21 protein-coding genes and 1 tRNA gene are annotated in these 23,673 nt (G+C 72.3%); 15 read left to right on the forward strand and 7 right to left on the reverse strand.

Annotated elements, in window-relative coordinates:
- Positions 1-278 precede the first annotated feature (278 nt).
- The 5 genes from ppdK (at position 279) to ACU610_RS01225 (ending at position 6,743) form a co-directional block, all read left to right on the forward strand.
- Entirely contained in the window at positions 279-2,990 is a 2,712-nt protein-coding gene (gene ppdK, locus ACU610_RS01205; protein WP_446765902.1) for a pyruvate, phosphate dikinase, read from the forward strand.
- Between the two features lie 133 nt (positions 2,991-3,123).
- Positions 3,124-3,753 carry a YdcF family protein gene (locus tag ACU610_RS01210; protein ID WP_446765903.1) on the forward strand — a complete coding sequence of 210 codons (630 nt, stop codon included), beginning with the start codon at positions 3,124-3,126 and terminating at the stop codon, positions 3,751-3,753.
- A gap of 13 nt (positions 3,754-3,766) precedes the next feature.
- Positions 3,767-4,279, forward strand: coding sequence for a hypothetical protein (locus tag ACU610_RS01215; RefSeq protein WP_446765904.1), 513 nt, complete (start codon positions 3,767-3,769; stop codon positions 4,277-4,279).
- Positions 4,279-6,165: a DNA primase gene (gene dnaG / locus ACU610_RS01220; RefSeq protein WP_446765905.1), complete on the forward strand. Its 1,887-nt coding sequence runs from the start codon at positions 4,279-4,281 to the stop codon at positions 6,163-6,165. Before ACU610_RS01215 ends, dnaG begins: the two co-directional genes overlap by 1 nt.
- Entirely contained in the window at positions 6,162-6,743 is a 582-nt protein-coding gene (locus ACU610_RS01225; RefSeq protein WP_446765906.1) for a hypothetical protein, read from the forward strand. The genes dnaG and ACU610_RS01225 overlap by 4 nt, the downstream gene beginning before the upstream one ends.
- A 143-nt stretch (positions 6,744-6,886) precedes the next feature.
- Here ACU610_RS01225 and ACU610_RS01230 read toward each other — a convergent pair whose 3' ends face one another.
- Positions 6,887-7,207, reverse strand: coding sequence for a hypothetical protein (locus ACU610_RS01230; RefSeq protein WP_446765907.1), 321 nt, complete (start codon positions 7,205-7,207; stop codon positions 6,887-6,889).
- 139 nt (positions 7,208-7,346) lie between these two features.
- Here ACU610_RS01230 and ACU610_RS01235 point away from each other — a divergent pair.
- Positions 7,347-7,419, forward strand: a tRNA-Asn gene (locus ACU610_RS01235).
- A 219-nt stretch (positions 7,420-7,638) separates the two neighbouring features.
- Here the strand turns inward: ACU610_RS01235 and ACU610_RS01240 are convergent.
- Positions 7,639-8,781, reverse strand: coding sequence for a site-specific integrase (locus ACU610_RS01240; RefSeq protein WP_446765908.1), 1,143 nt, complete (start codon positions 8,779-8,781; stop codon positions 7,639-7,641).
- A 295-nt stretch (positions 8,782-9,076) separates the two neighbouring features.
- Here ACU610_RS01240 and ACU610_RS01245 point away from each other — a divergent pair, with 295 nt between their 5' ends.
- Both ACU610_RS01245 and ACU610_RS01250 read left to right on the forward strand, forming a co-directional pair.
- Complete coding sequence (locus ACU610_RS01245) at positions 9,077-9,256, forward strand: hypothetical protein (protein WP_446765909.1); 180 nt, start codon at positions 9,077-9,079, stop codon at positions 9,254-9,256.
- A complete protein-coding gene (locus ACU610_RS01250) occupies positions 9,253-9,450 on the forward strand; it encodes a hypothetical protein (RefSeq protein WP_446765910.1) in 198 nt (65 codons plus the stop codon). Before ACU610_RS01245 ends, ACU610_RS01250 begins: the two co-directional genes overlap by 4 nt.
- Positions 9,451-9,493: 43 nt before the next feature.
- Here the strand turns inward: ACU610_RS01250 and ACU610_RS01255 are convergent, their stop codons facing one another.
- Complete coding sequence (locus tag ACU610_RS01255; protein WP_446765911.1) at positions 9,494-10,726, reverse strand: IS256 family transposase; 1,233 nt, start codon at positions 10,724-10,726, stop codon at positions 9,494-9,496.
- Positions 10,727-10,814: 88 nt separating this feature from the next.
- Between ACU610_RS01255 and ACU610_RS01260 the strand changes: the two genes are divergently transcribed.
- Entirely contained in the window at positions 10,815-11,435 is a 621-nt protein-coding gene (locus ACU610_RS01260; protein ID WP_446765912.1) for a hypothetical protein, read from the forward strand.
- Positions 11,436-11,857: 422 nt separating this feature from the next.
- Here the strand turns inward: ACU610_RS01260 and ACU610_RS01265 are convergent, their stop codons facing one another.
- Positions 11,858-12,250 carry a lipopolysaccharide assembly protein LapA domain-containing protein gene (locus tag ACU610_RS01265; protein ID WP_446765913.1) on the reverse strand — a complete coding sequence of 131 codons (393 nt, stop codon included), beginning with the start codon at positions 12,248-12,250 and terminating at the stop codon, positions 11,858-11,860.
- Between the two features lie 576 nt (positions 12,251-12,826).
- On the opposite strand from ACU610_RS01265, the gene ACU610_RS01270 reads away from it, so the two are divergent.
- The 6 genes from ACU610_RS01270 (at position 12,827) to ACU610_RS01295 (ending at position 19,470) form a co-directional block, all read left to right on the forward strand.
- Positions 12,827-15,013, forward strand: a complete 2,187-nt coding sequence (locus ACU610_RS01270) for an MMPL family transporter (protein WP_446765914.1) — start codon at positions 12,827-12,829, stop codon at positions 15,011-15,013.
- Between the two features lie 182 nt (positions 15,014-15,195).
- Entirely contained in the window at positions 15,196-15,810 is a 615-nt protein-coding gene (locus ACU610_RS01275; RefSeq protein ID WP_446765915.1) for a hypothetical protein, read from the forward strand.
- Positions 15,807-16,985: a sensor histidine kinase gene (locus ACU610_RS01280; protein WP_446765916.1), complete on the forward strand. Its 1,179-nt coding sequence runs from the start codon at positions 15,807-15,809 to the stop codon at positions 16,983-16,985. The genes ACU610_RS01275 and ACU610_RS01280 overlap by 4 nt, the downstream gene beginning before the upstream one ends.
- Positions 16,982-17,644 (forward strand): response regulator, encoded by a 663-nt coding sequence (locus tag ACU610_RS01285; protein WP_446765917.1) that lies wholly within the window; start codon positions 16,982-16,984, stop codon positions 17,642-17,644. The genes ACU610_RS01280 and ACU610_RS01285 overlap by 4 nt, the downstream gene beginning before the upstream one ends.
- Positions 17,645-17,905: 261 nt before the next feature.
- On the forward strand, positions 17,906-18,433 hold the full coding sequence (locus ACU610_RS01290; RefSeq protein WP_446765918.1) for a GtrA family protein: 528 nt from the start codon (positions 17,906-17,908) through the stop codon (positions 18,431-18,433).
- Positions 18,434-19,011: 578 nt separating this feature from the next.
- Positions 19,012-19,470 carry a hypothetical protein gene (locus ACU610_RS01295; protein WP_446765919.1) on the forward strand — a complete coding sequence of 153 codons (459 nt, stop codon included), beginning with the start codon at positions 19,012-19,014 and terminating at the stop codon, positions 19,468-19,470.
- Positions 19,471-19,768: 298 nt separating this feature from the next.
- On the opposite strand, the gene ACU610_RS01300 is transcribed toward ACU610_RS01295, so the two are convergent.
- From ACU610_RS01300 to ACU610_RS01310, 3 genes are all read right to left on the reverse strand, one after another.
- Positions 19,769-20,857, reverse strand: coding sequence for an S-(hydroxymethyl)mycothiol dehydrogenase (locus tag ACU610_RS01300; RefSeq protein ID WP_446765920.1), 1,089 nt, complete (start codon positions 20,855-20,857; stop codon positions 19,769-19,771).
- Positions 20,858-20,960: 103 nt separating this feature from the next.
- On the reverse strand, positions 20,961-22,253 hold the full coding sequence (locus ACU610_RS01305; RefSeq protein ID WP_446765921.1) for an Nramp family divalent metal transporter: 1,293 nt from the start codon (positions 22,251-22,253) through the stop codon (positions 20,961-20,963).
- Between the two features lie 198 nt (positions 22,254-22,451).
- Positions 22,452-23,663, reverse strand: coding sequence for a cytochrome P450 (locus tag ACU610_RS01310; RefSeq protein WP_446765922.1), 1,212 nt, complete (start codon positions 23,661-23,663; stop codon positions 22,452-22,454).
- Positions 23,664-23,673: the final 10 nt, after the last annotated feature.

A 23,673-nucleotide genomic window follows, 5' to 3' on the forward strand; every position in this document is an offset into this window, starting at 1 on the left:
GTCCCGCCGCGAGCTCGCGGGCGGTGGGGGGCGGGGTGGTCCTTCCACTGGAGGGTGGCCGTTCCAGTACGTCACCAGGGGCCGCGCCTCCGGTTGCCGTCGGTCTGGCGTGTTCCGGGCCGGTGGGCCACGATCGCTGTCTGGTCCCGAGATGACGTATGAGACGTCTACCCGTGTCTGCGTCTGGGGACCGTGCCCGCCGGGGCGGCGACGGGAGACCCCGGTCCGCCGCCCCCGGCAGGCAGGAACCAGCCGGCGGACGAGCGCGGAGGTGCACGGTGGGCAGCGGTACCGGGACGGTCACCTGGGTCTACGACTTCAGCGAGGGCAACAAGGACCAGAAGGACCTGCTGGGCGGCAAGGGCGCCAACCTGGCCGAGATGACGAACCTCGGACTGCCGGTGCCGCCCGGGTTCACCATCACCACCGACGCCTGCCGCTTCTACCTGGAGCACGGCAGCACCCCGCCGGAGCTGGCCGACCAGGTGACCGAGCACCTGACGGCGCTGGAGAAGGCGATGGGCAAGACCCTCGGCGACCCGTCGGACCCGCTGCTGGTGTCCGTGCGCTCCGGCGCCGCGGCCTCGATGCCCGGGATGATGGAGACCGTCCTCAACGTCGGCCTCAACGACGAGTCGGTCCGCGGGCTGGCCGCCCAGTCCGGCAGCGAGCGCTTCGCCTGGGACTCCTACCGCCGGCTGATCCAGATGTTCGGCAAGACCGTCCTCGGCATCGACGGCGAGCTGTTCGAGCACGCCCTCGACGAGGCCAAGCGCGAGCAGGGCACCGAGTCCGACCTGGACCTCGACGCCGAGCACCTCGAGGACGTCGTCGGCCGGTTCAAGGCCATCGTCCGCGACCAGTGCGGCCGCGACTTCCCGCAGGACCCGCGCGAGCAGCTGGACCTGGCGATCAACGCCGTCTTCGACTCGTGGAACGCCGAGCGGGCCGTCCTCTACCGCCGCCGCGAGCGCATCCCCAGCGACGCCGGCACCGCGGTCAACGTCGTCGCCATGGTGTTCGGCAACCTCGGCATGGACTCCGGCACCGGCGTCGCCTTCACCCGCGACCCGGGCAGTGGCGAGCAGGGGGTCTACGGCGACTACCTGCAGAACGCGCAGGGCGAGGACGTCGTCGCCGGCATCCGCAACACCGTGCCGCTGCCCGAGCTGGAGCGGATCGACGAGAGCGCCTACCGCGAGCTGCTGTCGATCATGAGCACCCTCGAGTCGCACTACCGCGACCTGTGCGACATCGAGTTCACCGTCGAGCGCAACAAGCTCTGGATGCTGCAGACCCGCGTCGGCAAGCGGACGGCGGCAGCCGCCTTCCGGATCGCCACCCAGCTGGTCGACGAGGGCCTCATCGACATGGACGAGGCCGTCCGGCGGGTCACCGGCGACCAGCTGGCCCAGCTGATGTTCCCGCGGTTCGTCTCGGGTGGGGACGCCACCCAGCTCACCCAGGGCATGAACGCCTCGCCCGGCGCCGCCGTCGGCAAGGCGGTGTTCTCCTCGGAGACCGCCGTCCAGTGGGCCGACCGGGGCGAGAAGGTGGTCCTCGTCCGGCGGGAGACCAACCCCGACGACCTCTCCGGGATGATCGCCGCCGAGGGCGTGCTCACCAGCCGCGGCGGCAAGACCTCGCACGCCGCCGTCGTCGCCCGCGGCATGGGCAAGACCTGCGTCTGCGGCGCGGAGGAGCTGCAGGTCGACACGAAGAACCGCCGCTTCACCGCCCCCGGCGGCGTCACCGTCGAGGAGGGCGACGTCATCTCGATCGACGGCTCCACCGGCCGGGTGTGGCTGGGCGAGGTGCCGGTCGAGCCGTCGTCCGTCGTCCGCTACTTCGAGGGCGGGATCGACCCGGACTCCGACGACGCCGACGACCTGGTGCGCAGCGTGCACCGGATCCTCACCCACGCCGACGAGGTGCGGCGGCTCGACGTGCGCACCAACGCCGACACCCCCGAGGACTCCGCCCGCGCCCGCCGGTTCGGCGCCCGCGGCATCGGCCTGTGCCGGACCGAGCACATGTTCCTCGGCGACCGGCGGCAGCTGGTGGAGAAGCTGATCCTCGCCGAGGACGACGAGAGCAAGCAGGCCGCCCTCGACGCGCTGGCGCCGCTGCAGAAGCAGGACTTCCTGGAGATCTTCGAGGCGATGGACGGGCTGCCGGTGACCGTGCGGCTGCTCGACCCGCCGCTGCACGAGTTCCTGCCCGACCTCACCGACCTCGCGGTGCGGGTCGCGGTCGCCGAGGCCGAGGGGCACCCGGACGAGGCCAACCTGCGGCTCCTGGCCGCCGTGCGGCGGATGCACGAGGAGAACCCGATGCTCGGCCTGCGCGGCGTGCGCCTCGGACTCGTCCAGCCGGGGCTGTTCGCCATGCAGGTGCGGGCCATCGCCGAGGCGGCCTGCGAGCGCAAGGCGGCCGGCGGCGACCCGCGGCCGGAGATCATGATCCCGCTGGTCGGGGCGGTGCAGGAGCTCGAGGCGATCCGCGACGAGGCGGAGAAGGTGCTCGCCGCGGTGTTCGAGGAGTGCGGCGTCGAGCTCGACGTCCTCATCGGCACGATGATCGAGGTGCCGCGCGCCGCCCTGACCGCCGACGAGATCGCCCGGTCGGCCGAGTTCTTCTCCTTCGGCACCAACGACCTCACCCAGATGACCTGGGGCTTCTCCCGGGACGACGTCGAGGCCGCGTTCTTCCACGCCTACCTGGACAAGGGCATCTTCGGCGTCTCGCCGTTCGAGTCGCTGGACCGGCCGGGCGTCGGCCGGCTGGTGGAGGTCGCCGCCCGGGAGGGCCGGTCGGCGCGGCCGGACCTCAAGCTCGGCGTGTGCGGCGAGCACGGCGGCGACCCGGACTCGGTGCACTTCTTCCACGAGGTGGGGCTGGACTACGTGTCCTGCTCGCCGTTCCGCGTGCCGGTGGCCCGGCTCGAGGCCGGCCGCGCGGCGCTGGGAGCGGACCGCGCCGACGCCTGAAAGAGGACCCCGGTGCCCCCCACGCCTCGCAGGCTCGGCGCGGGCCCCTGCACCGGGGCCGGCTCGCAGGGGTGGTCCGGCACACCCGCCGCACCGACTCCGAACCGACGGCCCCGCGTGGTACCCATGACGGGTGGGCGTGCGCGCGGGGAGCCTGGTCGGCCGGGTGGTGGGCGCCGTCGTGCTCGCCGTCGTCCTGCTCGTCGTCTCCACCGCGACGGCGATCTGGTGGACGGCGCGACAGGACTCGCAGCCCCACTCAGACGCGATCGTGGTGCTCGGGTCGGCGCAGTACAACGGCGTCCCGTCCTCCATCTTCGAGGCGCGGCTGGAGCACGCGCTGCAGCTGTACCAGGACGGTGTCGCGCCGGTGGTCGTGACCGTCGGCGGCAAGGCGGACGGTGACCAGTTCACCGAGGCGGAGTCCGGGCGTGCCTACCTGGCCGAGGCCGGTGTGCCGGAGAACGCGCTGCTGGCGGTCGAGGAGGGCGTCGACACGCTGGAGAGCATGCGGGCCGTGGGCACCGCGTTCGACGAGCGCGGCTGGGACTCCGCGGTGCTGGTGACCGACCCGTGGCACGCGATGCGCGCGGAGCGGATGGCCGAGGACGCCGGCATCACCGCCGACAGCTCGCCGACCCGGCAGGGCCCGGCGGTGCAGACCCGCGCCACGCAGTTCCGGTACATCCTCCGGGAGACGGCGGCCTACCTGCTCTACCGCGCGACCGGCGAGAGCGTCGCCGGCGCGCCGGGGATCGGCTGAGCGAGGAGGAGTCGTGCTCGAACTGGGCAAGGCCGGCTCGGCCGGCACGGAGAAGGGCGTCCTGCCCGTGCTGCGCGACGGCGTCGTCGTCGCCACGCTGCGGGCGTCGACCTGGAAGGAGGCGGCCACGGCCGTCGTCGGCGACCGCGAGTGGGTGCTCGCCAAGCGCAGGGGGACGCTCACCGGCCGCTGGGCGGGCGAGCCGGAGGACGCCGCCCGGCTGCGGGCGCGGCAGACGTCGTTCTGGAAGGGCACCTGGGAGGCCGACCTGGAGGGGGCGACGCTCCGGTCGGAGGTCGTCTCCCGCTGGAAGGGTGGATACCGGTACCTCGCCGGCGACCGGGTGGTGGCCCAGACCGGGACGACGGGCGGCTGGTCACCGCGCCCGACGCTGACCCCCGACGAGTCGCTGCCGCTGGAGCACCAGGTCTTCCTGCTGTGGCTCGCGCTCGTGATGAGCCGCCGCGACCAGGCCGCCTCCACGGCGGCGATCGCCGGCGGCGCCGCCGCGGCAGGGGGCAGCTGATGGCCGGGCGGGGACGCATCCGAGCGGCGGACATCGCGCTGGTCCGTGAGCGGTCGCGGATCGACGAGGTCGTCGGCGAGCACCTGCAGCTCAAGCGTGCGGGCGGGGGCAGCCTCAAGGGGCTCTGCCCGTTCCACGACGAGAAGTCGCCGTCGTTCCACGTCACGCCCGGCCGCGGGCTCTACCACTGCTTCGGCTGCGGCGTGGGGGGCGACGTCATCCGCTTCGTGCAGGAGATCGACCACCTGTCGTTCACCGAGGCCGTCGAGCTGCTGGCCGGGCGGGCCAACGTCGAGCTGCACTACGAGGACGACGGCGGCCGCCCCACCGGCGCCCCCGACCGCTCGCAGGCCGGGCAACGCGCCCGGCTGGTCGCGGCCAACACCGCGGCGGCGGTCTTCTACGCCGAGCAGCTCGGCAGCCCGGAGGCCGCACCGGCCCGGCAGTTCCTCGCCGACCGCGGCTTCGACCGGCAGGTGGCGGTGGACTTCGGGTGCGGGTTCGCGCCCGGCGGCTGGGACACGCTGACCCGTCACCTGCGCGGGCAGGGCTTCACGCAGCAGGAGCTGGTGACGGCGGGGCTGGCCAAGGAGTCCAGCCGCGGCACGCTCATCGACCGCTTCCACCGCCGGCTGGTCTGGCCGATCAAGGACATCACCGGCGACGTCATCGGCTTCGGCGCCCGCAAGCTGATGGACGACGACCAGGGCCCCAAGTACCTGAACACCCCGGAGACGCCGCTGTACAAGAAGAGCAGCGTGCTCTACGGCATCGACCGGGCCAAGCGGGACATCGCCCGCCGTCACCAGGCCGTCGTCGTCGAGGGCTACACCGACGTCATGGCCTGCCACCTCGCCGGCGTCACCACCGCCGTCGCCTCGTGCGGCACCGCGTTCGGCGCGGAGCACATCAGCGTGCTGCGCCGGCTGCTCATGGACCAGGACGAGTTCCGCGGCGAGGTCATCTACACCTTCGACGGCGATGCCGCGGGGCAGGCCGCGGCGATGAAGACCTTCGCCGAGGACCAGCGCTTCGTGGGTCAGACCTTCGTCGCCGTGGAGCCCGACGGCCGCGACCCCTGCGAGCTGCGGCAGGCGCACGGCGACGCCGCCGTCCGTGACCTGGTGGGGCGCCGGACGCCGCTGATCGCGTTCGTCCTCAAGACCACGCTGGCCGGCTACGACCTCGACACCGTCGAGGGCCGGGTGGCCGCGCTGGAGAAGACCGCGCCGCTGGTCGCCCAGATCAAGGACCACGCGCTGCGTCCAGCCTACGCCCGCCAGCTGGCCGGGATGATCGGCAACACCGACGAGACCGAGGTCCTCGAGCGGGTCCGCCGGCTCACGGGCGACACCGGGGGCCCGCCGGCGCGCGTCCGGGCGCGGACGCCGCAGAAGAGCCCGGACGACGTCGCCGTCGAGGTCGAGCGGGAGGCGCTCAAGGCCGTCCTGCAGAGCCCGGAGCTGGCCGGGCCGTCGTTCGACGCGATCCCGGTCGAGGCCTACACCGACCCCGACTACGCGGCCGTCGCCGCCGCGGTCGCCGCCGCCGGCGGAGCGGCCGCCACCCGCGTCACCGGCCCAGCCTGGCTGGACGAGATCGCCGCCCACTGCACGCGGGAGAGCGCGACCGCGCTGCTCACCGCGCTGGCCGTCGAGCCGATGCGCTCGGTCGGCGAGGCCGACGCCGGCTACGTCAACGCGGTGCTGGCCCGGCTGGAGGAGATGCACACCGTCCGTCAGGTGGCCGCGCTCAAGGGCCGGCTGCAGCGGATGAACCCGGTCGAGGCCGGCGACGAGTACATGAAGGCGTTCGGCCAGTTGATGGCGCTGGAGCAGCAGGCGATCTCGCTGCGCAAGCGGGCGATGGGCGGGCTGAACGCATGACCGTGCTCGACCGCCTGCTGCAGCGGTTCACCCGGCCGCCGGAGCTCGTCCGCGCGGTGGTGCTCGCCTCGCCCGACCCCGACGAGCGGGTGCTGGCCTGGGGAACGCTCGTGCGCGACGAGGGTTGGCTGGTCGCGACGTCCCGCGGGCTGCGCCGGGTGCCGGCCGACCTGGCGCTGCCGCAGGCCGGCGAGGTGGGCGTCCTGCCCTGGCACGAGGTCGGCACCGCACGGTGGACGGCGACCGGCGACGGCGGCGGCCGGTTCGAGGTGACCCCGCTGACCGAGGTCGAGCCCGGGGTGCAGGTGCGGCTGCCGGTGGAGCGGCACGCGCTGCGCGACGCGGGGGGCCTGCCGCCCGTCGTCCGCCGGCGAGTCGACCAGACCGTCGTCGCCAGCCGGCGCGCCCCGCTGCCCGGCGGGGGAGGGGTGGTGCTCGTGGCCCGGCGGCTGCCCGGCCAGGCGGAGCGGGAGTGGACCGTCGTCTTCGACGACGACGCCGACCGCAGCGACCCCACCGCGCGGGAGGTCGCCCGGCAGAAGTTGGCCGAGGCGGTCGCGGCCGACCAGCCGGGCTGACGAAGGCCCCCTGCGCCCACCGTGGAAGGACCCCCTGCTCCCCGCCACTCGCGAGCTCGCGGCAGGACTCTGCAGGGGCCAGCGGGACCCGGGACTGGGCCGCGGCGGGCCCCTGCAGTGGTCCTGCTGCGACCGCCCGGGGGTCAGAGCCCGCCGCTGGTGTCCGGCGGCGGCAGCGGCGTGTCCGACGCCGGGGTGGTGCCGGGGGCCGTGCGGGCCCGCGGCACCGAGCCCGAGCGGGCCCCCGTCGAGCGGTCGCTGGAGCCGCCGAGGCCGACCCTCGCCCGGGCCGAGTTCAGCACGCCGTCGGCGCGGGCCTGCGCCATGCCGGCCAGGCCCTGCAGCTGCGGGTTGTCCTTGGCGTGCTCCCACGCCCGGCGGATCTGCTCGTAGCGTTCCGTGCCGGCCTTCGCGCCGAGCACGTATCCGGCACCGAAGCCGACGAGGAAGGACAGCTTCGCCATGGAGAACCTCCAGGTAGGACGCGGGGACCGGACGATCACGGTAGCCGCGTTCCGGTGTGACGCGCGACGCGGAGGGCCCCGCGCAGGTTCCGGGACGGCGTGGGGTAACCTCGTCCCTGCGCGCGGGCACGCCCGCCGATCCCCCGTAGCTCAATTGGCAGAGCATGCGACTGTTAATCGCAGGGTTATTGGTTCGAGTCCAATCGGGGGAGCAAAGCTCCAGGTCACCGGCCTGTTGAGCTGCCCAGCGGCGATTAATTGTCGCGAGGACGCATCACAAACCCATCATCTACGACCGTGCGGCGTGGTGCCGACGAGCTTGCTGAGCGGCGTCCGCCGAGGTCAGCGGGTTCGGCGGACGGTGGGCGAGGCGGCAAGGCCGAAGGGCCGCAGGCCCGCATGAGGTTGCGGGCAGCGCAGGGCCAGGAAGATCAGAGGCTTCGCTGGAGGGCTGCTGCGGTCAGTGGGCTGACGGTGCCACGGCCGAGGTAGACGTCCTGGGTGAGGCTGGGCCGGCTGTGCCCGAGGTGGTCGGCGATCTGCCGGGCGGACAGGCCGGCGTCGTCGAGGCGGGTGGCCACGGTCCGGCGGAAGGTGTGCGACGTGGCCCAGAGGAAGCCGGCGCGGTCGAGTGCCTGGCGCAGGTCTCCGCTGGTGTTGTTCGGATCGCGCAAGAGACCCTTCGGGCTGGGGAACAGCACCGGCGGGTCGGCTGCGGCGGGCAGGCGGGCCAGGCGACGGCGTAGGAGGTCGAGCGTCTGCGGCGGCAGCGCGATGGTGCGCCGGCCGGCGTCGGTCTTGGGCCGCTCCTGGATGAGCAGGCCGAGGAGTGGGTCGCGGGTCACCGTGCCGGCGACGGTGAGCGTGCCCGCATCGAGGTCGAGGTCGGTTGGGCGGACGGCGCAGGCCTCGCCGATGCGCAGCCCGGTGCCGAGCAGGAAGTCGACCAGGTCGGGCAGGTCCTGGCGGAGCGCGGTCGGGTCGACGGCCAGTCGGGCCCGCAGCTGGTGCGCCTCCGCGAGGGTGAGCGCTCGAGGACGGCGGGAGCCACTCGTCGCTCGGCGGGCCGGGGTCTCGCGCACCGGGTTGGCGACCAGCAGCCCGTGCCGAACGGCGAGGCCGAGGATGCCGGAGACGACGCTGCGGGTGGACTTGGCCGCCGCGGGGCCGTGGGCGCTGTGCACCGAGGTGAGCAGACGGTCGAGGGCTGGGACGGTGACCTCCCGTAGGCGCAGCTCACCGAGCGCTGGAAGGACGTAGGCGTCGGTGACGAAGCGGTACAGCCGCTTGGTGCCGGAGGCCCGGTCGCTGCCGTCGACGTCGGCCAGCCACAGGGCGGCCACGTCGCTGAGCCGGCTGTCGGCCGGCACCGGGGGAGTGGCGCCGGTGCTGCGGTCACGCAGGGCCTCCCGCAGCCGCCGCTCGGCCTGGGCACGGGTCTGGCCGTAGCGGGTGACCAAGCGGCGGCGACCGTCGAGATCACGGAAGTAGGTGCGGGCTGCCACCCGGTGCTTGTCCAGCCTCAGGAAGTGGATCTGCCCGAAGGTCCCCACCGGCAAGGGCGGCCTTCCCATGGCAGCTCCTCATCCCGTTCCGCGGCGGAGGCTCGGTGCCCACTGCGGCAAGGCTGGACGGCCGATCGACCCAGCGGGGGAGGAGCTCCGCATCTGGGGACGGCGCACCTGGCCTGTGCATGACGACTTGCGACCGGGTCCGTTCACGCTCCCGGGGAGGTCTCCAGTTCTTCTCCGGTAGCCCTCCCGCTGGGGGTGCAGACCATGGGCTGCGCTTGATCTCGAAACTGTCGGTGCCGATGGGCATAGTGGAGGCGTCCACCTGAGTGGACGGTGAGCGAGGGAGGAGAGTGGCGTGCCGGTCGTCGAGACGCTGTCCGTGGAAGAGGCGAGGCGTCGCCGCGTCGAGATTCTCGCCTCCGTCGGTGGGGACGAGTGCGACCTGCGCGACCGGGCCGCTCGCTACATGCTCAACGCCGAGGAACTCGCCGCCCTCACCGAGCTAGACGAACTCGACTACCTGCTCTCGGAGTGACCAGCGGGAGCTCGCTGGAGGCGGAGGCGCAACGGTTCGCCGCGGAGCTGACCGACACGGTCCGAGGAGTGGTCGGCGCGCATGTCGAGGCGTTCCGGGCCCGGACGCTGCACCATCCGCAAACCGACCGGGTCAGCGTTCACCAGGAGCCGCGCACCGGCGTCCCGCTGGCCGTCGGGGTGACGTCCCGCTGAGTGGTGGATGTAGTCCTCACCGTGTTGGTCAGCGGTGAGGTGACTATGCCGTGAGAGCTGCCGGTGCTGCCAGGGCTGGGTCGGTGTTGGTGGTCGGGCGGATGGCGGCCATCGAGCCTTCGGAGAGGTAGCGGCGGTCGGAGACCTGCCACTCGTCGTGCGCTTCGACCAGCACCGCGCCGGCCAGCCGCAGCAGGGCCTCGGGGTTCGGGAAGACGCCGACGACGTCGGTGCGCCGCTTGATCTCCTTGTTCAGCCGCTCCAGCGGATTGGTCGACCAGATCTGCTTCCAGTGCCCGACCGGGAAGCCGGTGAAGGCCAGCAGGTCTTCACCGGCGTCGCGGAGCATCGCCTCGACCTGAGGGGACTGGCGGCCGAGCATGCCGGCGATGACGTCGAGCTGGGAGTGCACGTGCTCGGCGTCGGGCTGGGCGAAGATGGTGCGGATGGCGGCGGCGACCATCTCGCTGTTGCCGCGGGGCACCTGGGCCAGCACGTTGCGCATGAAGTGCACCCGGCACCTCTGCCACGCCGCACCCAGCAGGACTGCACTGATGGCGGCCTTGAGCCCGGTGTGGGCGTCGGAGATGACCAGCTGGGTGCCGGCCAGGCCGCGGGCCTTCAGCGAGCGCAGGAACGCGGTCCAGAACGCCCCGTCCTCGGAGTCGCCGACGGCGAAGCCGAGCACCTCGCGGTGCCCGTCGGCGGCCACCCCGGTGGCGATGACGACGGCCTGCGAGACGACTCTGCGGTGGACCCGGGCCTTGCAGTAGGTCGCGTCCAGGAACACGTAGGGGAACGCCTGCTCGGCCAGTGAGCGGTCGCGAAAGGCAGCGACCTCCTCGTCCAGATCGCCGCAGATCCGGCTGACCTCGGACTTGGAGATGCCCGAATCGGCGCCCAGCGCCTTCACCAGATCGTCGACCTTGCGGGTGGAGACGCCGTGCAGATAGGCCTCCATCACCACCGCGAACAGGGCCTGGTCGATCCGCCGCCGGCGCTCCAGCAGCGAGGGGAAGAACGAGCCGGCGCGCAGCTTGGGGATGCGCAGCTCCAGATCCCCGGCCGTGGTGCTGAGCACCCGCGGGCGGGAGCCGTTGCGCTGGGCGGTGCGGGCGTCGGTGCGCTCGTGCGGGGCGGCGCCGATCACCGCGGTGAGCTCGGCCTCGATCAGGGCCTGGTAGATGGTGGTGGCCGCCGACCGAATCCGGTCGTCGACTTCGGCGGCCTTCAGTGCCTGGAGCACCTCGAGCAGGGCAGACTGGTCCAGGGCCATCGTGTGCTGTGTCCTTCCGCGAGAACCATTGGCGTGGTCTCGCTGACCATCACACGATGGCCCCTTCACGTGATCACCCACGTGGACGGTGACCTGGACTTACACCACCAGCGGGGACGTCACCGCCGTCGGCGGTGTCCCGTTGCTGAACCTCACCGCTGAGTACCGCTGTGTCTGGGACAGCCAGCAACTGTTCCTGGCCGTCGAGACGTCCGCGGTCAAGGTCTACGCCGGCGCGAAGGCCGACTCCGAGCCGCTGTTCCGCTACGAATACACCCGGTCGCCCGGCGGGGACGTTCCCGGCGCTCACATCCAGATCCACGGGCACCGGGACGCGTTGACGTATGTGATGACGCGGTCGGGCACGGCAACGCGCCGCGGGCAGAGGCGCGCGGGGCGTGCCGCCCAAGGAACCGGCGTGCCGCGGATGTCGGATCTTCACTTCCCGGTCGGTGGCAGCCGGTTCCGCCCCAGCCTTGAGGACGTCCTTGACATGCTCGTCAGGGAGCTCGGCGTGGACCACGAGCCCGGCTGGCGCGATGCTCTGGCCACGGGCCGGGAGCGGTGGCGCCGCATGCAGATCCGCGCGGTCGTCCGAGACGCCCCAGGCGAGGCCATCGCCGTGCTCGAGAAGCTCGGCTACGAGGTCCGCATGCGCGACGGACTGGAGGAGCCGGAAGACAACCTCTCTCGCCTCCGCGACCTGTGACCCGGCTGCCACGGTCTCGGTCTCTCCAGTTAAGAGCCGACACCGTTCCGGAAAGCAAGAGGTGTGATGGCTCGTGATCTTGGATTCTGCAGGGGGTTCAAGAACCGGCTGAGGGAGGGCCCCTTCCCTCAGGGATCACGCTGCAGAGTGGACGTCCGGGGCTTCTCGGGCCAGGCGGCGATGGCGGGACCACTCGGACCCGAGGGGTGAGCCCTGGCTGGGTACGTCCTGTGCGACGGCGACCATACGAAAGGTCGGGTCGACCTTTGGAGCGACGCCGGCGCGTCTACGGTTCGTCGTTCCCGCAGTCGTGCCGCAGGCTACGGCACGAACAATGCCCTCCGGACTGAAGTGGCCCACGTCGACGTAGATGGCCACGCCGACGGTGAGGGGGGCGTTCCAGGCGAGGTGTTGCGCTCGAGTCAACGGCGTTTGCGGCGGGCGCGAAATGCGAGCTCAGCCAGCCCGACGACGAGGCCGCCCAGCACTGCTGCAGTGACCAGCGCGAGTACCAGCGGGGCGTCGATGACGGCGAAGACCAGGTCGACCTCGACCGTCTGTGTGTTGAAGAGGACGAACAGGACGAGGACGACGGGGCCGTCGACGTGGTCTTCGACGACGTGTTCTTTCAACCGGGCCGGAAGCCCAGCCCGGACGCGCAGCCCCGGGGCTAGGAGACCCGGTACGCCGGTACTCCAGGAGGAAACGCCTGAGCTCCCCCGTGCCGAGCCGAGCAGGTCGAGGGCCGCCAGATTCGCGAGGACTGGGGCCTCCGTGTCCTGCGTCGGTTCCTGCCGGCTGTCGGGAGTGGTCACGGGCACGTCGCTCCTCCAGGTTCCGGCGTGTATCGCCGTTAGACGCACCGATCGTGGTCGGATCGATGGGCGGACGACTCGTCCCTGGGGACCGACTCCCTGTGCTGCGACCGCAGTACGTCTTGACCGTGAGTGGTCGGAGCTCGATCGCGACTGGATCAACCATCGTGTGGAGCACCGGCACGCGCAGTCACAACCCGTCACCGGGATCGTGCGAGGACCACGCGCGTCGAGCCTCTGACCCGGCCTGCCGATCCGACAGCTGCCGCGAGCGCGTGGGTGTGGCTCCTGGCGGAGGGCGTTCCACACGACGTACGCGCCGACGAGCGCGTCGAGGTGCTCTACCGCACCGTCGCCGAACGTGCCGACCTGGTGGCCGGCGACCCGGTCTCGCCGGCGGTCGGGGCCGCGCGCTGCACGTGCGCGGTGGCCGCCTGGGGAGGCGTGCCGCGGGCAGGCCGACGGGACGTACTGCGAGCGCAGTACGCGCAATGGGTTCGGCAGGACGACGACCTGAGTGGCCTGGGATCGCAGGCTTGCCGCAGTTGCCGATCTCGGAGTCCTGGAGGACCTGTCATGTCTGCTCTTGCTCGATGGTGTGCGCGACGGCGGTTCGTCGTCCTCGCCCTGTGGTTGCTGGCGCTGGTCGGCCTGGGCGGGGCGGTGGGTGGTCTCGGTACGGCGTTCACCGAGTCGACGAACGTGCCCAGCAGTGAGTCGAGCACCGCCTACGGCCTGCTGGCCCAGGTCGGTGCGAACCCCGATAAGGACGACGCGACTGCAGGGAACGTGGTCTGGCAGACCGACGGCGGCGATGTCACCGACCCGGCCGTGGCCGCGCAGGTGCAGGACGTCCTCGCCCAGATCGCAGACGTGCCGGGTGTGGAGTCGGTGGTCAGCCCCTACGACGCGGCCGGCGCCGCCCAGATCAGCAGCGGCGGGGACATCGCCTACGCGTCGCTGACGCTGACCAAGGACGCCGACGTCGAGGCGATCACCGGTCTGGTCGACTCCCTGGACAGTGCGTCGCTGGAGGCGCTGACCGGCGGTGCCGCGTTCGAGCCGGTGATCAGCGCCGGCGGCGCGGCCGAGGGCGCCGGTGTGCTGGCCGCATTGGTAATCCTGCTGCTGGTGTTCCGGTCGCTGTGGGCAGCGCTGCTCCCGATCATCACCGGCATCGTCGGCGTCGGCGTCTCCGCGCTGGTGGTGCTGGTGGGCTCCAACGTGGTCGACCTGCCCGCCAACACCCTGACCATGGGGGCCCTGATCGGTCTGGGCGTGGGCATCGACTACGCGCTGTTCATCGTCAACCGGCACCGCAAGGCGCTGCTGTCCGGCGTGCCACTGCGGGAGTCCATCGCCCAGGCGGTCAACACCTCCGGGCGGGCCGTCCTGTTCGCCGGCGCCACTGTCGTGATCGCCCTGCTGGGACTGACCATCCTCAACATCGGCATCCTCACCGGCATGGCGCTGGGTGCCGCGGTCACCGTGCTGCTCACCGTCGCCGCCGCTCTCACCCTGCTGCCCGCACTGCTGGCCATGCTGGGCACCAAGGTGCTGTCCCGCCGCCACCGCCGCGCGGTGGCCGCTGGGCAGGTGGTCGCCGAGTCGACCGGCGGGCTGTGGAGCCGCTGGGCGATCGCCGTGCAGCGCCGTCCCGTCGTCCTCGGGGCCATCGCGGCCGGCCTGGTCATCCTGCTGGCCGCGCCGGTGGCCAACATGCGATTGGGTTCGGCCGATGACAGCAGCGACCCCACCGATTCGGTGACCTACCAGTACCACCAGGTCATGGCCGACGGCTTCGGGGAGGGCTACGCCGCCCAGCTGCTGCTGGTCGCCGAGACCCCCGACGACGCCTCCCGCGCCGCGTTCACCGATCTGGCCGGGGAGCTGTCCTCGGTCGAGGACGTCACCGCGGTCAGCGCCGCGCCGCTGGCCGCCGGCCAGGACATCGGCGTCATCACCGTGACCCCGTCCTCGACCGCCCAGGCCGAGGAGACCGCCGATCTGGTCAACAGCCTGCGCGAGGACATCGTGCCCGCCGCGGAATCGGGCACCGACCTGCAGGTCTACGTCGGCGGCAGCACCGCCAGCGGCCTCGACTTCTCCGAGGCGCTGACCTCCAAGCTGCCGATCTACCTGGGAATCATCGCCATCCTGGGCTTCGTGCTGCTGGCCATCGCCTTCCGCAGCGTGCTCGTCCCGCTGGTCGGCGCCATCACCAACCTGCTTTCCATCGCCGCCGGCCTGGGCGTGATCACCGCGATCTTCCAGTTCGGCTGGGCCTCGGAGCTGTTCGGCGTGGGCTCGGGCGCACCGATCGAGGGCTTCGTCGCAGTCATCATCGTCGGCATCGTCTTCGGCCTGTCGATGGACTACCAGGTGTTCCTGGTCAGCCGGATGCACGAGGAGTGGACCCACACCCGCGACAACCGCCGCGCCGTGCGGGTCGGCATGTCCGAGACGGGCCGGGTCATCGCCACCGCCGCGGCCATCATGGCCTGCGTCTTCGCCGCCTTCGGGTTCACCGGCGAGCGGATCATCGCTGAGCTCGGCGTGGCCATGGGTGCCGCCGTCCTCGTCGACGCCTTCCTGGTCCGGATGGTGCTGGTGCCCGCGGTCATGCACCGCCTCGGCGCCCGCAACTGGTGGTACCCGCGCTGGGCCGAGCGGATCACCCCGCGAGTGTCGATCGAGGGCGAGCCGGCCCCCGCCGTCCTGGAGCCCGCGATCGGCGACCTCGAGCTGGCCGCCCGGCGCTGACGCGTACAGCTCTCGAACCCGCCGGCCCGGTCGCACCCGCGACCGGGCCGGCGGCCCGCCCACTCGCCGACGACGTACCGGATCGGAGTGCCATGTCCGCAGAGCCGACCGCCCAGGACGGTGGACGGGGGTCAACGAGTGCCCGCCTGCTCCCCGCCGATGGCCTGGCCCGCGACTTGGCCATGGCACACGCCAGCGCCCGGGCCGCCGGGTACCTGCTCACCCGCGACCCGTCCGCCGCCGGTCGGGCGCTGCGCGACCTCACCCGCCACACCCGCGCCGCGCTGGACGCCCTCACCGGCACACGGCCGCAGGAGGCCACGCACACGGAGGGCGCCGAGCTGCCCGAATTGCTGACCGGCTTCCGGGCCGGAGGGGGCACGCTGCGGATCTCCGTCGCCGGTCCCGAACAGCCGTTGGACCCAGCCGTGGGGTCGGCGCTGCGGGAGCTCGCGTGCGAGATGTCGGAAACGGTGGCCGCGCACCTGCCCGGTGCGGACCTGTCGTTGTCGCTCACCTGGTCGCCCGACCACCTGGACGTGCTGGTCGTGAGTGGCCTCGGGCCGGGACAGCCCCCGGGACCCGCCGCCGTTCCCACGTACCTCTTCTCCCGTACCCGTCCGCTCGTGGCGGCCCTGGCAGGGACGCTGCGTGTGACGGCACCGTCCGCGGGCGGCCTCGTGGCCGCCGTCCGGCTGCCCCTCGGCCGGACGCCGGCCGAGAGTGACCACCCGTCGGCGGCTGGAGCGGTCACCTCATCAGGGCGCGGACGGCCGGATGCGAGGATCGCGACGTGACCGGGTCACCCGCCCAGCTGCCGGAGATGCCGCGGCCTCCGTTCTGGATGCGACGGCCCCGGTTGCTGGAGATCAGCACGCCCGTCGTGATCGGCGGTGCGCTCGCCGCCGGGGCCGGCACGCTGCCGTTCACCGAGCACCCCGGCGGTGGCCTCGTCGCGCTGCTGGTCAGCGCGGCCGGTGTCGGCCTGGGCTACCGCGTTCCCCTGGCCGGACTGGCACTGCTGGCCGCGGCCCCACTCGCTGCGGACGCCGTCGGCGCGGATCCGATCGTGCAGTGGCAGGTGTCGATGTTCGGGGCGTTCCTGCTGGCCCTGCGCGGACTGTCCGGTCTGCTCACCGGCGTGGTCGTGGGCGTGGCGGACTTCCTGGCCCTGGGGCTCGCCGGCGCGGGCTTTGGGCTCGACAACCCGATCGCCTACGTCGCCGCTGCCACCGCCGTCACCGCCGCAGCGACGGGGAGCGCCATCCGGGGTCAGGTGCAGTACTGGTCGGCGCTCCAGGAGCGCACGCACGAGGCGATCGCCGGACGGGACGCGGCCGTGCAGCGCAGCGTCGTCGAGGAGCGGCTGCGCATCGCCCGGGACCTGCACGACACGCTCGGCCACGAGATCGCCGTCGTGGGAATGCACCTGGGTGCTGCGGAGGTGCAGCTCCCCGACGGCGCCGGCGCCGCCCGGGGCCACCTGGAGGCGGCGCGGGGCAGTGTGAGGTCGATGCTGGCCGAGACGCAGGAGATCTTGCAGGTGCTGCGCACCGACCGGGACGGGGAGACGACCGGTCCGGTCGCGAGCCACCGCGACATCCCGGACCTGGTCGACAAGGTCCGTGCTACTGGTCTGGAGGTCGACGCCGTGGTCGGTGACCTGTCCCGCGAGCTGCCGCCGCAGGTGAGCGCGGCTGCCTACCGGATCACGCAGGAGGCGCTCACCAACGCCCAGCGGTACAGCCGCGGACAGGTGTCGTTGACCGTCGAGGTCTCCGGCCCGACCGTCACTGTCGAGACGGCGAACGACGCCGACCCGACTGCCGCGGACCTGGACCGGACGGGGCAGGGCCTCATCGGGATGCGGGAGCGCGCGGCGGCCGCCGGCGGCCGCCTGGAGGTGAGCAGCGACCACGGCCACTTCCGGCTCCGTGCCGAGCTGCCCGTGACTGAGGGAGCCCTGCGGTGATCCGGGTGATGCTCGTGGACGACCAGGAGATGATCCGGGCCGGGCTACGCGCGATCGTCGGCTCGCACCCCGACCTCGAGGTGGTGGCGGAGGCCGCCGACGGCCTGGCGGTGGTGCGGGACCTGGAAAGCCTGCAGGTCGACGTCATCCTCATGGACATCCGGATGCCGGGTGTCGACGGCGTGGAGGCCACGCGCCGGATCCGGCTGACGCGGTCCTCGGAGGAACTGCGGATCCTGGTGCTGACGACGTTCGACCAGGACGAGAACGTCCTGCAGGCGCTGCGCGCGGGCGCAGACGGCTTCCTGAGCAAGGGTGCCGGCCCTGCAGAACTGACCGGCGCCATCCTCGAGGTCGCCTCCGGGAGGCGTGCCCTGTCGCCCGGGGCGGTGAGCGCCGTCGTGGACCACGTCGTGCAGCAGCGGGCCGTCACTGCCGACCCGGGGCTTGTGGCCCGTTTCGCCGAGCTGACGTCACGTGAGCGGGAGGTGGTCGCCGCCATCGTGTCCGGCTTCGACAACGCCTCGATCGCCGAGCAGTTCTTCCTCTCCCCGTTCACCGTCAAGACCCACGCCAACCGCGCGATGGCCAAGGTGGGGGCGCGGGACCGGGCACAGCTGGTCGCGTTCGCCGTCCGCGCCGGCATCACCCCGCAGTAGCTCGCGGGTCTACTGCATCTGCAGGAGACGCAATGGGTGCGTGGGGACGACGCGCCGCGCCGGACATCCGCCCGAGGATCGACGGGTGCAGACGACACCCTCCTGGCCCCTCGACATGCCTGTCATGGCCGACCCGAGCAGTTCAGATCTGCCGAGGGGCCCAGGACCGTGTGACCACCCTCACCTAGACGGCGTTCACTTGACGGAGCAAGTAAAAGCCGCCTACGTTCGTGGGCACCAGCAAGTAGATGAGGTAATGCCGTGAACACAGTCAGCCGCCGCACACGAGCGGGAGACGGACGTGCAACAGCGGCGACCGCCCGGCTGTGGGACCGCCTGCGCCGGGACGACGGCTGGGCGCAGTTCGTCCGCTTCGTCGGCGTCGGCGGGGCGGCCAACATCCTCTACGGGCTGCTGTTCGTCCTGCTGGCCGACGTCGGCAGCCAGCCCGCCAACCTCGCCGGCTCGATCGCCTCGTCCGCGCTGGCCAACGAGCTACACCGCCGGCTCACCTTCCACGCCGGCGGACGGGTGTCCTGGCTGCGGGCGCAGTGGGAGGGCGGTGGGTTGGCGCTCGCCGGGATGGTTGCAACTTCAGCAGCCCTGGCTCGGTTCGATGCACTCGCACCGGACAGCGGTGCGGCGGCGCAGCTCGTCGTGGTCGCGGTCGTCACGGGGATGGTCGGACTGGTCCGCTTCACCATTCTGCGGTGGGTGTTCGCTGACCACGGTGCGGACAGGCGCCGGACGGGGACGCGCCACCTCGTGGCGGTCCCTGCCCTGCGCTGAAGCGGCGACAGCCCTGTCGGAATCCGTCCGTCGCGCCCCGTCGAACGCTTCGACTCAGTGGGTGTCGAGCCGTCGCTGCTCAGCGCCGGCACCGGAGGGCTGGTGTTCGCCGCCTGGATCGTCGTGGCCCTGGCCGGGGCCGCCGTCGCCCTGACGCGCCGCGACGCCTGACCGGTTCGGCCCCCGCGACCACCCCGCACGCCACCTCCGCGCTCTGGGCGGCCGCGTCTCCGGGGATCAACGAGAGCCCACCGCAGCCGCGGTGGGCGTCAGCCCCCCGGTCCCCGGCAAGGGGCTGGTCGTGCGCCGGAGCGGGACCGGCCGGGTGCGACCTGACCCGACCGGGCACGGTGAGCGTCGTGTGTCGACCCGGCTGGCCTGGGCGGGCATGCAGGTGGGGCGATGACCAGCGATCCTGGCGGAGGTCGGGGGAGTGGCTGCCGGGACGGGGGGACGTCGGACATGTGGGCTCGTCGATCAGTCATCGAGCCGGCTCGGTGAGCGGGCTCCGGTTGCCCCGGCTCGCCCGTCGGCGTCGCGGCCCTGGGGAACTGCCCCGCGAGGACGTCGCGAGCCGCGTGTCCGCCTACGTGTACGGCAACGTCCTGGTGATGGCGGCGTTGATCGCACTGCACCCCGACGAGCTCCGGGGACCCACAGGCGTGCTCTACGTCTTGGGTGTGGGTGTCTCGACCTATGTCGCGCACACGGTGGGGGAGGCGGTCGGACTACGGGTCCGCGAGGACCGATCGCTGGACAGGGCCGCTGTCCGGCACGAGATCCGGGATGCCCTGCCCATCGCGACGGCGGCCGGCGCGCCCGCTGCGCTGCTGCTGCTGGCGTGGACGGATCTGCTGGACGCCGACGTGGTGCTCGTGCTGGCGCTTGCGCTGGTCGACCTCCGGCTGGCGCTGCTCGGCTCGGTGGTGGCGTGGGTGTCGGGGGAGCGGAGTTCGACCCGGGTGTTCCTGGCGGGGTTCGTCCTGGCGGTCGTCGGCGCTGCGGTGGCCCTGCTGAAGTGGCAGCTGACGCACTGAGCTGCGGTGACCGGGACGGCGGCCTGGCGCGGGGAGCACTCGGCCCTCGCCCGGGCGAGGGCCGCGAGGTGTCCGGTTCGTGCGGGTTCTGCACGGCCTCGCGCAGGTGAGTGCGGACGTCGTCGGGGACGTCGTCCCGGCCTCGCGGTGGATCTCGTTCTCGAGGTCGGCGGCACCGAGCGGCCCGGCGGGCACGTCACTGATCACGTGCCCGCCGGGCGCGTGATCAGTGACGTGCCCGGACTTCACGAGCTGCAGGACGTCGGCGCTGGCTGCGACGCCCAGGAGTGGTGCCCGATCAGGGGAAGACGACCACCGAGCGCAGCACCTCGCCGTGGTGCATCTTCTCGAACGCGGCCTCGACGTCGCCGATGCCGATCGTCTCGGACACGAAGGCGTCCAGGTCGAACCGGCCCTGCAGGTACAGGGCGATCAGCATGGGGAAGTCGCGGCTGGGCAGGCAGTCGCCGTACCAGGAGGACTTGAGGGCCCCGCCTCGGCCGAAGACCTCGATCATCGGCAGCGTGATCTGCATCGTCGGGTTGGGCACGCCGACGAGGACGACGGTGCCGGCCAGGTCCCGGGCGTTGAACGCCTGCTCGTAGACGGCCGGGTGGCCCACCGCGTCGATGGCCACGTCCACGCCGAACCCGCCGGTCAGCTCCTTAATCGTGGCGACGGCGTCGGTCTCCTTGGAGTTCACCGTGTGGGTGGCGCCCATGCCCTTGGCCCACTCGAGTTTGGTGTCGTCGATGTCGACGGCGATGATCGTCGAGGCGCCGGCCAGCTTCGACCCGGCGATCGCCGCGTCACCCACGCCTCCGCAGCCGAAGACGGCGACGCTGTCGCCACGGCCGACGCCACCGGTGTTGATGGCGGCGCCCACTCCGGCCATCACGCCGCAGCCCAGCAGGCCCGCCGCCGTGGCCGGAGCGGCCGGGTCGACCTTGGTGCACTGGCCCGAGTGCACCAGCGTCTTCTCGGTGAACGCACCGATGCCCAGCGCCGGGGACAGCTCCGTGCCGTCAGCCAGCGTCATCTTCTGCGCGGCGTTGTGCGTGGCGAAGCAGTACCAGGGCTTGCCCTTGGCGCAGGCGCGGCACTGACCGCACACCGCCCGCCAGTTCAGGATGACGTAGTCGCCGACCTCGACGTTGGTGACCCCCTCACCGACCGCGGAGACGGTCCCGGCGGCCTCGTGGCCGAGCAGGAACGGGAACTCGTCGTTGATCCCGCCGTCCCGGTAGTGCAGGTCGGTGTGGCAGACCCCGCACGCCTGCACGTCCACGACCGCCTCCCCCGGGCCGGGGTCGGGAACGATGATCGTCTCGACGGTGACCGGAGCACCTTTGCTGCGGGCGATGACGCCCTTCACCTCGTAGGCCACGAACTACTCCTCTTCAGTCATGGTCATGGGATTGCTTCATGTGGGTCTCGGGGGCCTCGGCGCACGCCTCAGCGGCACTCCGGCAGTTGCCTGTCCGCGCTGGTCAGGAGCTCAGCGACGTCACGACCAGGTAGCAGTTGAGGACGATGATCAGGGCCGCGACCGCCGCGCCGATGGCCGTGGTGAGCGGTCGGTTGACCCAGGCGCCCATGACCTGCCGGCGGGAGGTCAACCACAGCAGCGGCACCAGGGCGAAGGGGATGCCGAAGGACAGCACCACCTGCGACCAGACCAGGGCCGTCGTGGGGTCGCCGCCCAGCACGAGCACCGCGAGCGCCGGCGCCAGGGTGATCAGCCGACGGGCCAGCACCGGGATGTGCCGGCGCAGGAAGCCGGCCATCACCACCTGACCGGCGTGGGTACCGACCGACGACGAGGCGAACCCCGACGCGAGCAGGGCGACGGCGAAGGCCAGCGCCGCCCCGGTGCCCAGTTGGTCGCCGAGCCCGGCGTGGACGCTCTCCAGGGACTCGATGCCGTCGTCGGCGGTGAACAGCTGGGCGGCGATCACCAGCATCGCGGCGTTGACCAGTCCGGCCAGGGCCATGGCCACCAGGACGTCGAGCCGCTGGGCCCGCAGCAGCCGGCCGCGGCCGGCGGCGGTGCGCCCGGCGGTGACCACGTCACCGTAACGGCCTTGCGTGAGCGCCGAGTGCACGTAGATCACGTGCGGCATGACGGTCGCGCCGAGGATGCCGGTGGCCAGGAGCAGGCTCTCCGAGCCGGAGAAGGAGGGGACCATGCCGCTGGCCAGCCCGCCGACGTCCACGCCGGAGTTGAACAGCGTGTAGCCGAAACCCAGCCCGATGACCAGCAGCAGCCCGGCGATGACCCGCTCGAAGGGCCGGTGCCCGCGGGACTGCGCGCCCAGCAGGAGGAAGGCAACGACGGCGGTCATCACCCCGCCGACCGGCAGCGGGACACCGAACAACAGGTTCAGCGCCACCGCCCCGCCGACGATCTCGGCCAGGTCGGTGGCGATGGCGACGGCCTCGGCCTGCAGCCACAGCCCGCGGGTGACCGGCCGGGGCAGGTTCTCGCGGCACAGCGTGGCCAGGTCCCGGCCGGTGGCCAGGCCGAGCTTGGCGGTCAGGCTCTGGATGAGCATCGCCATGAGGTTGGCCGCGACGATCACCCACAGCAGCGTGTAACCGAAGGAGGCGCCGCCGGAGAAGTTGGTGGCGAAGTTGCCGGGGTCGACGTACGCGACCGCGGCGACGAACGCCGGCCCCAGCAGAGGCCAGACCCGCCGCCGTCCAGCCGCGGGAGGCGGCCGGACGGCCCCTCCGGCCAGGGCGGTGGGCAGGACGGCGGCCTCGGTCTTCGACAGGTACACGGGGGTCTCCCTGACGGCAGATGGGTGGAGTGGCGAACCGGAGCTCCGCCCACAGCAGTGCCGAAGAACGCCCGGTGGCGCGGAGGAGCCGCACGGCCGAGACGGCGGCCGCGGCAGGCGTGCGACGGGCCGGCGGAGTGTGTCCCGGTGACGTACCGCGCCGGCCCTCTCGTCCGATGGTGTCTCAGGACCGCCGTGTCACGCCGGGCCCCAGGTGACCGGCAAGGAGGTGAGCCCCCGGAACACCCAGCCGTCCCACTGCTCCTCGCGCCGCGGATCAGCCCGGAGACCGGGGAAGCCCTGGTAAGCGAGGGGGACGGCGATCTCGCCGATGGAGATGCGGGCCGCCCAGTGGCCGGCGCACAGGTGGACGCCGCTGCCGAAGCCCAGGTGCGGTTGCTTGGGACGCGCGATGTCGAAGGCGTCGGGGCGCGGGAAGGCCTGCGGATCCCGGTTCGCCGCGGCGACGACCACGCCGATGGGCGCCCCCTCGGGCAACTGGGTACCGGCCAGCACGGTGGCCCGCGTGGTCTCCCGGGGGTACATCCCGATGGGCGAGACCCACCGCACCGCCTCGTCGAAGACGGTCGGCCACAATGCCGGGTCGGCGAGGACCCGCTCACGCTGGTCCTGGTGGCGGCTCAGCGCCCACACGATAGCGGTGACCATGTGCTGGGGCTCGTTCATGCCGCCGGAGATCGTCAGCTTCACGTTCGCCGCGACGGCCTCGTGCGGCAGGCCGCTGTTGACGAACGCCGAGGTCATGGAGCCGTCCGGGTGCTGGCGGTAGTAGGGGACGAGCTCCTCGAGCAGCGCGTCGACCTCCTCCCGTGCGACGTCGCAGCGTCGCCAGATGTCCTCGTCGTCGTGCAGGTTGCCCGTCCCGGCGATGAAGGCGTGCGACCACCGCTGCATGTCGGCGACGCTGGTGCCCCGGAGCCCGAGTAGGTCGACGAGGTTCTGCGAGGCGAGCGGTGCGGCGTAGTCCCGGTTGAGGTCGGCCTCGTCCGGGCCGACATCGCGCAGGACCTCCAGGTACTTTCGGGCGTTGCGCTCGAAGACCGGTGCCCAGGTCTGGCGGACGTTCTTCGGACGCATCGTCGGGTTGACGGCCTGACGCTCGACCGCGTGCTCCGGGTCGTCCTTGCGGAGCATGGGTCGCCCGCCCAGCGCTCGGGCCAGGGTCGCGCTCCCCCCGGTGACCGACGCCGAGTAGATCTCCTGGTCCGCCTCGACGTCGCGGCACCCCTCGAACGAGGTGACGAGGTACCTGCCCATCACCGGTACCCACACCACGGGGCCCAGCTCACGCAGCCGGGCGTAGGTGCCGTACGGGTCCCGCATCATCACGGCGGGGTCGACCCAGTCGGCGGTCGGGGCGTCGGCCGGCGACTCGGTTGCTGCGGACATGGTCTCTCCT

Source organism: Geodermatophilus sp. URMC 61, from assembly GCF_052931555.1.